At 70.3% G+C, this 6,870-nt stretch carries 6 protein-coding genes; 3 read left to right on the plus strand and 3 right to left on the minus strand.

Annotated features, from left to right (window positions below; translation table 11 throughout):
* Positions 1-1,053 carry a reverse transcriptase family protein gene (locus ABD793_RS32630; RefSeq protein WP_344867064.1) on the minus strand — a complete coding sequence of 351 codons (1,053 nt, stop codon included), beginning with the start codon at positions 1,051-1,053 and terminating at the stop codon, positions 1-3.
* Between the two features lie 196 nt (positions 1,054-1,249).
* Positions 1,250-2,620: a class I adenylate-forming enzyme family protein gene (locus tag ABD793_RS32635; protein ID WP_344867066.1), complete on the minus strand. Its 1,371-nt coding sequence runs from the start codon at positions 2,618-2,620 to the stop codon at positions 1,250-1,252.
* Positions 2,621-2,676: 56 nt separating this feature from the next.
* Here ABD793_RS32635 and wzm point away from each other — a divergent pair, with 56 nt between their 5' ends.
* The 3 genes from wzm to ABD793_RS32650 all read left to right on the plus strand — a co-directional run bounded on the left by wzm (position 2,677) and on the right by ABD793_RS32650 (position 5,441).
* Positions 2,677-3,585 carry a galactan export ABC transporter permease subunit Wzm/RfbD gene (wzm, locus tag ABD793_RS32640; RefSeq protein ID WP_344867068.1) on the plus strand — a complete coding sequence of 303 codons (909 nt, stop codon included), beginning with the start codon at positions 2,677-2,679 and terminating at the stop codon, positions 3,583-3,585.
* A 107-nt stretch (positions 3,586-3,692) separates the two neighbouring features.
* Positions 3,693-4,793, plus strand: a complete 1,101-nt coding sequence (locus ABD793_RS32645; protein WP_344867070.1) for a glycoside hydrolase family 3 N-terminal domain-containing protein — start codon at positions 3,693-3,695, stop codon at positions 4,791-4,793.
* A 432-nt stretch (positions 4,794-5,225) separates the two neighbouring features.
* Positions 5,226-5,441: a hypothetical protein gene (locus ABD793_RS32650; RefSeq protein ID WP_344867072.1), complete on the plus strand. Its 216-nt coding sequence runs from the start codon at positions 5,226-5,228 to the stop codon at positions 5,439-5,441.
* Here the strand turns inward: ABD793_RS32650 and ABD793_RS32655 are convergent.
* The gene (locus ABD793_RS32655; protein WP_344867074.1) at positions 5,395-6,258 is read right to left on the minus strand and encodes a LysR family transcriptional regulator; all 864 of its coding nucleotides are present in this window, start codon (positions 6,256-6,258) and stop codon (positions 5,395-5,397) included. The genes ABD793_RS32650 and ABD793_RS32655 overlap by 47 nt on opposite strands.
* Positions 6,259-6,870: the final 612 nt, after the last annotated feature.

Consider the following 6,870-nt stretch of genomic DNA (forward strand, 5'->3'; position numbering starts at 1 on the left):
TCAGCTCCACTCGATCCGGCGGAACAAGGCGGTGAGCTTCGCGCCGCGTGCGGTATTCGTGGCGGCGACCCAGGCGATCCGGCCGAGCAGATGCGCGTGAAAGTCGGCATGGCCGCGGCGATTCTGCGCTGCCGGGCCGGTGCGTACACAGTTGTGCAGTACGGCGCGCAATTCGTCGTACTGCGCGCGGGCGACGGCGGGTGCCGCGTTCACCACGAGTCCCGCCACCCGCTGCTGCCGGTACGCGGGGGTGACCGAAGTCTTGTCGTCGCGGAGGCGGAACCCCTCGTCGGTGACGATCCGGCGGACGCCGGGCAGCAGCCGGTGCAGCGCGAGTCCGGTGCCGCCGGAGAAGGCGAGATCGTCGGCGTAGCGGGTGTAGACCGCGCCGAGGCTCGTGGCCAAGCCGGACAGCCGGCGGTCGAGGTGATGCGTCACCGCGTTCGCGACCGACGGCGAAGACGGCGCGCCCTGCGGCAGGTGCGTCCCGGCGAGCCGGCCCAGCAACCGGGACCGTGCGGGCGCGTCGCGCAGTACATCCGCCGGTGTGCGGGTGGTGAGGATCCCGGCGAGCGCCTCGGTTGCCGCGGGCGGGTAACCGGCCAGCTCCAGCAGCGAACGCACCCGGGTCGCGGACACCGTCGGGAAGAAGCCTTCGAGATCCATCCGCACCACGACCGGTTGCCCGGCGTGGGGTTGTGCGCACGTGTGGACGGACCGTTCACGGCGGAAGCCGTGCGCGGCTTCGTGGACCGGCAGTGCGTCGAGCACGTGCCGCCGAACCCTGCGCTGCAGCTCGGCCAGCCGCGGTTTCGGCCGTTCGATCAGCCGCACCCCGCCGGACGCGGTGGGGACCCAGCGGTAGCTGTAGTGCCGCAGCCGACCGGGCGCCCGGCGGTTCCAGCCGCGGGCGTCGGCGAACCAGCTCAGCTCAGCGGGCGTGAGATCGAGTCCGGCGGCGCACTCGTCGAACGTCGCCCACCGCGCGACCTGCCAGCGCCACACCGGCATCGGTTCCAGGAGCGACGCGGAGGTGACTCTTTCTCCGTTCATCCGCGCGGTCTTGTACGCGGAGCGTGCCGCGCTCGCGTGGGGCGCTGTGCCTGCGTGTCGTCCTGCTCCCCGGGGTTGCCCCGGAGTGGGTGGTCCTCCACCGGCTCACCTCCGCGTCGCCGTGGCCCACTCTAGCCGAAACGGACGCCCGTGATCGAGCCCCGGGTGCGCCGGGTCCGCATTCGTGGGCGGCCGATCAAGCGATGTGCCGGGGGAGTCCTTGCCAGAACGGGGCGCGGAGCGCGCGCTTGTTCACTTTGCCCACTGCGGTGAACGGCAACGTGTCCGTGAAGTCCACAGTGGAGGGAACAAAGTGCTCGCCGCCCAGATCCGCGCGGACGTGTGCGCGCAGTTCGTGCACCGTGGCCGGTGCGTCGGTGACGACCACGGCGTGCACCAGCTCTCCTTCGCCGCCGGGGCCCGGCACGGCGAATACCGCGGCCGCGCGGACGCGGGGATGACCGAGCAGTGAATGTTCCACGGTGGTCGAAGCGATTTTCGTGCCGTGCTCTCCGGTGACGATCACGTCGTCGAGCCGGTCGTGCAGGTAGAGGTAGCCCTCGTCGTCGAAGTGCCCGAGGTCGCCGGTGCGCAGCCAGCCGTCGCCGATCGGCTGCCTGCCGTGGTAACCCTCCATCATGGACAGTCCACGTACGACTACCTCGCCACCGTCGAGCCGCGCTTGCATACCGGGCACGATCCGCCCGACGGAGCCGAGCAGCTCGGGCCGGTCGGTCACTTCGGCCGCGGAGATGCTGGCGATCATCGGTGCCTCGGTGAGCCCGTAACCCTGGCCGACCACCGGGCCGAACACCGACAGCGCCTCGGCCAGCCGGCGTGGCGGCAGTGGTGCGGCACCGAGGGAAAGCTGCTGGACACTGGAAAGATCGGTGTGGCGCAAGGAAGGGCTGTCCAGCACCGCGGCCAGCCTTGCCGGCGTGAGGGAGAGCGTGGTGACCTGATGGCGTTCGATATCGGCGAGTACCGCCTCCGCGTCGAACTTCCGGTGCAGTACCACAGTGTCCCCGCAAAGCATCGCCCCGAGGACGGCGGCGTTGCCGGTCATGTGCGTGAGCGGCGCGGTGACGAGCGCGGTGCGCGTGCCGTCCGGGCGGAAGATGTGCGCCATCCCGTCGTAGATACCGCGGTGCCGGATCAGCTTGGGTGTGCCGGTGGTGCCGCCGCTGGGGAAGATCGCGGTGACCGAATCGGGCAGAGTGTCCGGAGTGGACGGTGCAGCGGCGGCCAGTGTGGGAAAATCCGTGTCGGTCACCAGCGTGGCGCCGGTCGTCTCCAGTGCGGCGGCGCGGGCCGGGTGGCTCGCCGACGCGGCGATCAGCAGTACTTCCCGTCCCTGCAGCTGCGCGGCGAGCTGGGTGAGCACGATCTCCGGCCGATTGGCAGCATCGATCGCCACCGCACCGCGAAGACCGGAAAGTCCACCGTGGATACGGGACACCATCTCTGCCGCCGCGCGGTAGGTCATCGTGGTGTCGTCGTGGTGGAACAGCACGGTGTCTCCGCCGTCGTCGAGTGCGGCGAGAACGCGGGACAGGAAATGGCTCACGGTCACACCGTAGCCGGGTATTGGCCAAGATTCGCGATCGCGGCTACGTTGGCGCCATGCCCACCGCGCCCGAGCTCGACGCGCCGCCGAAGAGCCTTCGCCGGGCGCTTGCCGATCTCGGTGCCGGCGTCCGCGCACGGGAACTGTGGGCATTGCTGGCGTGGCAGGACATCAAACAGCGCTACCGGCGCTCCTCGCTCGGTCCGTTGTGGATCACCGTGGGCATGGCGGTCACCGCACTCGCGCTCGGAGTGGTGAACTCGGCGCTGTTCGGCACTTCGATCTCCACCCTGCTGCCGAGTATCACGACCGGGCTGATCCTCTGGAACTTCATGAACGGCTGCATTGTCGAGGGTTCGCAGACGTTCATCGAAAACGAGGGCATGATCAAACAGCTCCCGGCGCCGGTTTCGGTGTACGCGCTGCGCACGGTCTGGCGGCAGGCGCTGTATCTGCTGCACAACCTCGTGGTGTACGTGGTCATCCTGGTGATCTTCTTCGGCAAGCTCTCCCACCCCTACCGCCTGGTGGACCGGCCGGGCGCGCTGCTGCACCCCGGGCTGAGCTGGGAGATCGTGCTGGCCGTGCCGGGGCTGGTGCTGTTGCTGCTCAACGGCGCGTGGGTGGTCCTGCTGCTGGGCGTGGTGTCCACCCGCTTCCGCGACGTGCCGCCGGTGATCCAGAGCTTCATCACGATGTTCTTCTACGCCACCCCGATCATGTGGTCGATGGACCAGGTGCGGGCGATGAACGAAGGCAGTACCGAGGGTTTCGGTTCGATCGCGGTGGACCTGTTGCAGCTCAACCCGGTGTACCACTTCGTGGAGATCATCCGCGCTCCGCTGGTCGGGCAGCAGCAGTCCTGGACGCACTGGCTGGTGGCCGGTGTGCTGACGATCCTGGGCTGGACGCTGGCGCTGGCCGTGCTGCGCAACTACCGCGCGCGGGTGGCGTACTGGGTGTGATGTCCACTTCGGACTGACCGGGTATTCCGGACATCGGACGTGCTTCGGCCGGGAGTTTCCCTCGGTCGCGCGCAGGCGTTACCGTGTGGGCCACTGGAGGGAGTCCCATGACACGGATGACGCGCAGGACGACACTGCAGGCACTGGCCGCGGTGGTGCTGGCGGGTGCGGCGAGCACCGTCGCCGCGGTGCCCGGCCCGGACGGGCTGACGCCCCGGCAGCTGGCCGGGCAGCGGGTGATTTATTCCTACCCCGGCCTGACCCCGCCCGCCGAGCTGTTGCAGCGGATCCGGGCCGGTGAGGCGGCCGGGGTGATCTTCTTCGGCGAGAACGTCTCCGACGCCCAGCAGATCGCCGGTGTGGTCCAGCAGCTGCGGGACGCGAACGCGCAGAGCCCGGTGCGCAGGCCGCTGCTGCTGATGACCGACCAGGAGGGCGGCAAGGTCCGGCGGCTGCCCGGTGCGCCGGAGCTTTCCGAGAAGCAGGTGGGCCAGTCGGCGGATCCGGACGCGGCGGCGAAGGACGCGGGTACCGGTGCCGGGACCACGCTGTCCGGCGCCGGGATGAACGTGAACCTCTCACCGGTGCTCGACGTCTACCGCGAGCCGGGGAACTTCATCGACGAGTTCGGCCGCTCCTACAGCGACGACCCGCAGACCGCTGGCCGGCTCGGCCGGGACTTCATCACCGCACAGCAGGCCACCGGCGTGGCGGCCACCGCGAAACACTTCCCGGGGCTCGGCGCGGTGCCTGCGGGAGGCAACACCGACGTCGCACCGGTCACGCTGAACGTGCCGCTCTCCGAGCTGCGGGCGAAGGACGAAGCGCCCTACGGGCCGGCGATCGAGGCCGGCGCGAAACTCGTGATGCTTTCCTGGGCGGTCTACCCGGCGCTCGACGCGGCGCGTCCGGCGGGGCTGTCCCCTGCCGCCGTGCAGGAACTGCGCGAACAGCAGAAGTTCCAGGGGGTGACCATCACCGACGCGCTGGAGGCCGGAGCGTTGAAGGACTTCGGTGACACCGGGAACCGGGCCGTGCTCGCCGCGAAGGCAGGGATGGATCTGATCCTCGCCTCGGCTCGGGACACGACACAGGGGGACGACGCGGTGTCCGCGCTCGCCGCCGGTCTCTCCGACGGCTCCCTGCCGGGGGAGAGCTTCACCGCGGCGGTGGACCGGGTTTCCGCATTGCGTGACGGACTGCACTGAAACCCGTTCCGGGGTCACCCGGGCGGGTGGACATCCGGGCTGGTGCGAGCGGACCGGGCACCCTTGCCTGCGACCACCCACGACGGGAGGACGCATGCACGCCTGGTGGCCCCTGGCGACGGGTGCCGCGCTGTTCGCGGTTCTGGCTCTGCTGTTCCTGCGCCGCTCGGCCCGGTCGCGTCCGCCGGATCCGCCGCTCGATCGGCGGGTGCGGACGCCTGCCGACGAACCGCCACGGCGGGCGCGGCATCGGCTGGACGAGGCGCATCCACTCGCGCGGTACCCGGTGGCACGGCAACGGCCGGTGCCGCATCCACGGCCGGATCCGCCGCCGGATCCGCCGGTGAATGGTGAGGCTGATCGATTCGGTCGCTGAATCCGATCGGAAACCGGTGTTGGACGCACCGGCGGGAAGTGCCGAATACTCCCGGTATGAACGACGATGCCCCGCCGAGCGATCTGATCCGGTTGCTGCGGCGGTTCGGGGTACGGGTGTTCGCGCTCGCGTTCGTCGCCGGGATCACCGGGCTGACCATGCTCGCCCTCGCCCTCGCGCTGGCCGGGTTCGCGCTCGTGCTGGCGCCGGCGGCGGAACCGCCGGTCAGGCCAGCAGCTCGGTCAACAGTGCCCTTGCCGCCGGATTCGTGAGCTTTGCGGTGCGCCCGACCAGGTGAATCGTCCTGTTCAAGGCCGGCTCGACGAGGCGCGCGAACGGCAGCCCGGATCGCTGCGCCACCGCCTCCGGCACGATGGTGCTGCCCAGTCCGGCCGCCACGAGGTCGACCAGCAGCGGGACGTGGCTGGCCTCGCAGACCGGCTCGCGCCGGGCGCCGGCAGCGATGAACGCTCGCTCCACCAAGGCTTGCAGATCGCTTCCGGCGAAATCCACGAACGGTTCGCCGGCCAGTTCGGCGAGCCGGATCCGGCGCCTGCCGGCCAGCCGGTGCCCGGGATGGGTCAGCAGCACCAGCCGCTGCTCCCATCGTGCGAAGCCGGTCAGCTCGTCCGGCAGCGGGTCCGGACTGACCACATAGGACAGTTCGAGATCGCCGGCGAGTACCGCTGAGGTCAGCACCGGGCTGGTGCCCTCGCGGACGTGGATGCGGATCGCCGGATGCCTGCCACGGAACGCGCGCAGGCGGCCCGGCAGGTCGACCACGGTCAAGGTCTGGATGGTGCCGATCGACACGCGCCCGCGAACCAGCCCGGTGACCGCGGCGACCTCGCCACGAGCCGACTCGACGTCGGCAACGATCCGGCGCGCGAGCGGCAGCAGCGCCTCACCCGCAGGGGTCAACGCGACCTGGCGCGTGGTGCGCTCGAACAGCTCCGCGCCGAGATCCGCCTCGAGCTTCCGGATCGACGCACTCAACGCGGACTGCACGACATGCACCTCCTGCGCAGCACGGGTGAACCCCCGATACCGCACCACTGCGAGGAAGTGCTCGACCTGCCTCAGCTCCATCCGCCGAACCTAACCCGTCGCGGAGTTCCCGTGCGCAGGACGCCGGTCACAGCCCACTCGGTCCCCGCATCGACAAATCCACAGTGGACACCACCGCCGTGACGCCTCGGGCCGGCCATCCACGCGTAGGCCTGCCGCGATCGAGTGTCGTGCGCAGGTCGTGGTCGGACGGCGAGCGGGGGCGGTGGAGTGGTGAGTACCGGCCGGTGGGCGAGTGTTGGCCGTGGCAGGACGAATACTGGTCACGGTGGGCGTGACGGCTGCTCGCCGCAATCGGGCGCCAGGTGCTGGTCGCGGTCGCGGCGGGCGGCGATTGTGGGGCGTTGGTCACGGTGAGGATGGTGAGTATCGGCCGCTGGCGGGTGGCGAGTGTTGGTCGTGGTGGGGGTATCGCGAAGTATCGGCCGCTGGTCGCGGTGGGGTCCGGCGAGTGTGGGTCGCGGTGAGAGCGAACGCTGGGTGTGGCGGGATGGCGGGTGTGTGTGGCTGGGTGTGGCGGGATGGCGGGTGTGTGTGGCTGGGTGTGGCGGGATGGCGGGTGTGTGTGGCTGGGTGTGGCGGGATGGCGGGTGTGTGTGGCTGGGTGTGGCGGGATGGCGGGTGTGTGTGGCT

Origin of the sequence: Amycolatopsis ultiminotia (genome assembly GCF_039536925.1) — a bacterium.
GTDB lineage: Bacteria > Actinomycetota > Actinomycetes > Mycobacteriales > Pseudonocardiaceae > Amycolatopsis > Amycolatopsis ultiminotia.

Coding starts and splice junctions, on each gene's coding strand:
- ABD793_RS32630 (WP_344867064.1), bottom strand. CDS start 1,053: ATGAACGGAGAAAGAGTCACCTCCGCGTCGCTCCTGGAACCGATGCCG.
- wzm (WP_344867068.1), top strand. CDS start 2,677: ATGCCCACCGCGCCCGAGCTCGACGCGCCGCCGAAGAGCCTTCGCCGG.
- ABD793_RS32645 (WP_344867070.1), top strand. CDS start 3,693: ATGACACGGATGACGCGCAGGACGACACTGCAGGCACTGGCCGCGGTG.
- ABD793_RS32650 (WP_344867072.1), top strand. CDS start 5,226: ATGAACGACGATGCCCCGCCGAGCGATCTGATCCGGTTGCTGCGGCGG.
- ABD793_RS32655 (WP_344867074.1), bottom strand. CDS start 6,258: ATGGAGCTGAGGCAGGTCGAGCACTTCCTCGCAGTGGTGCGGTATCGG.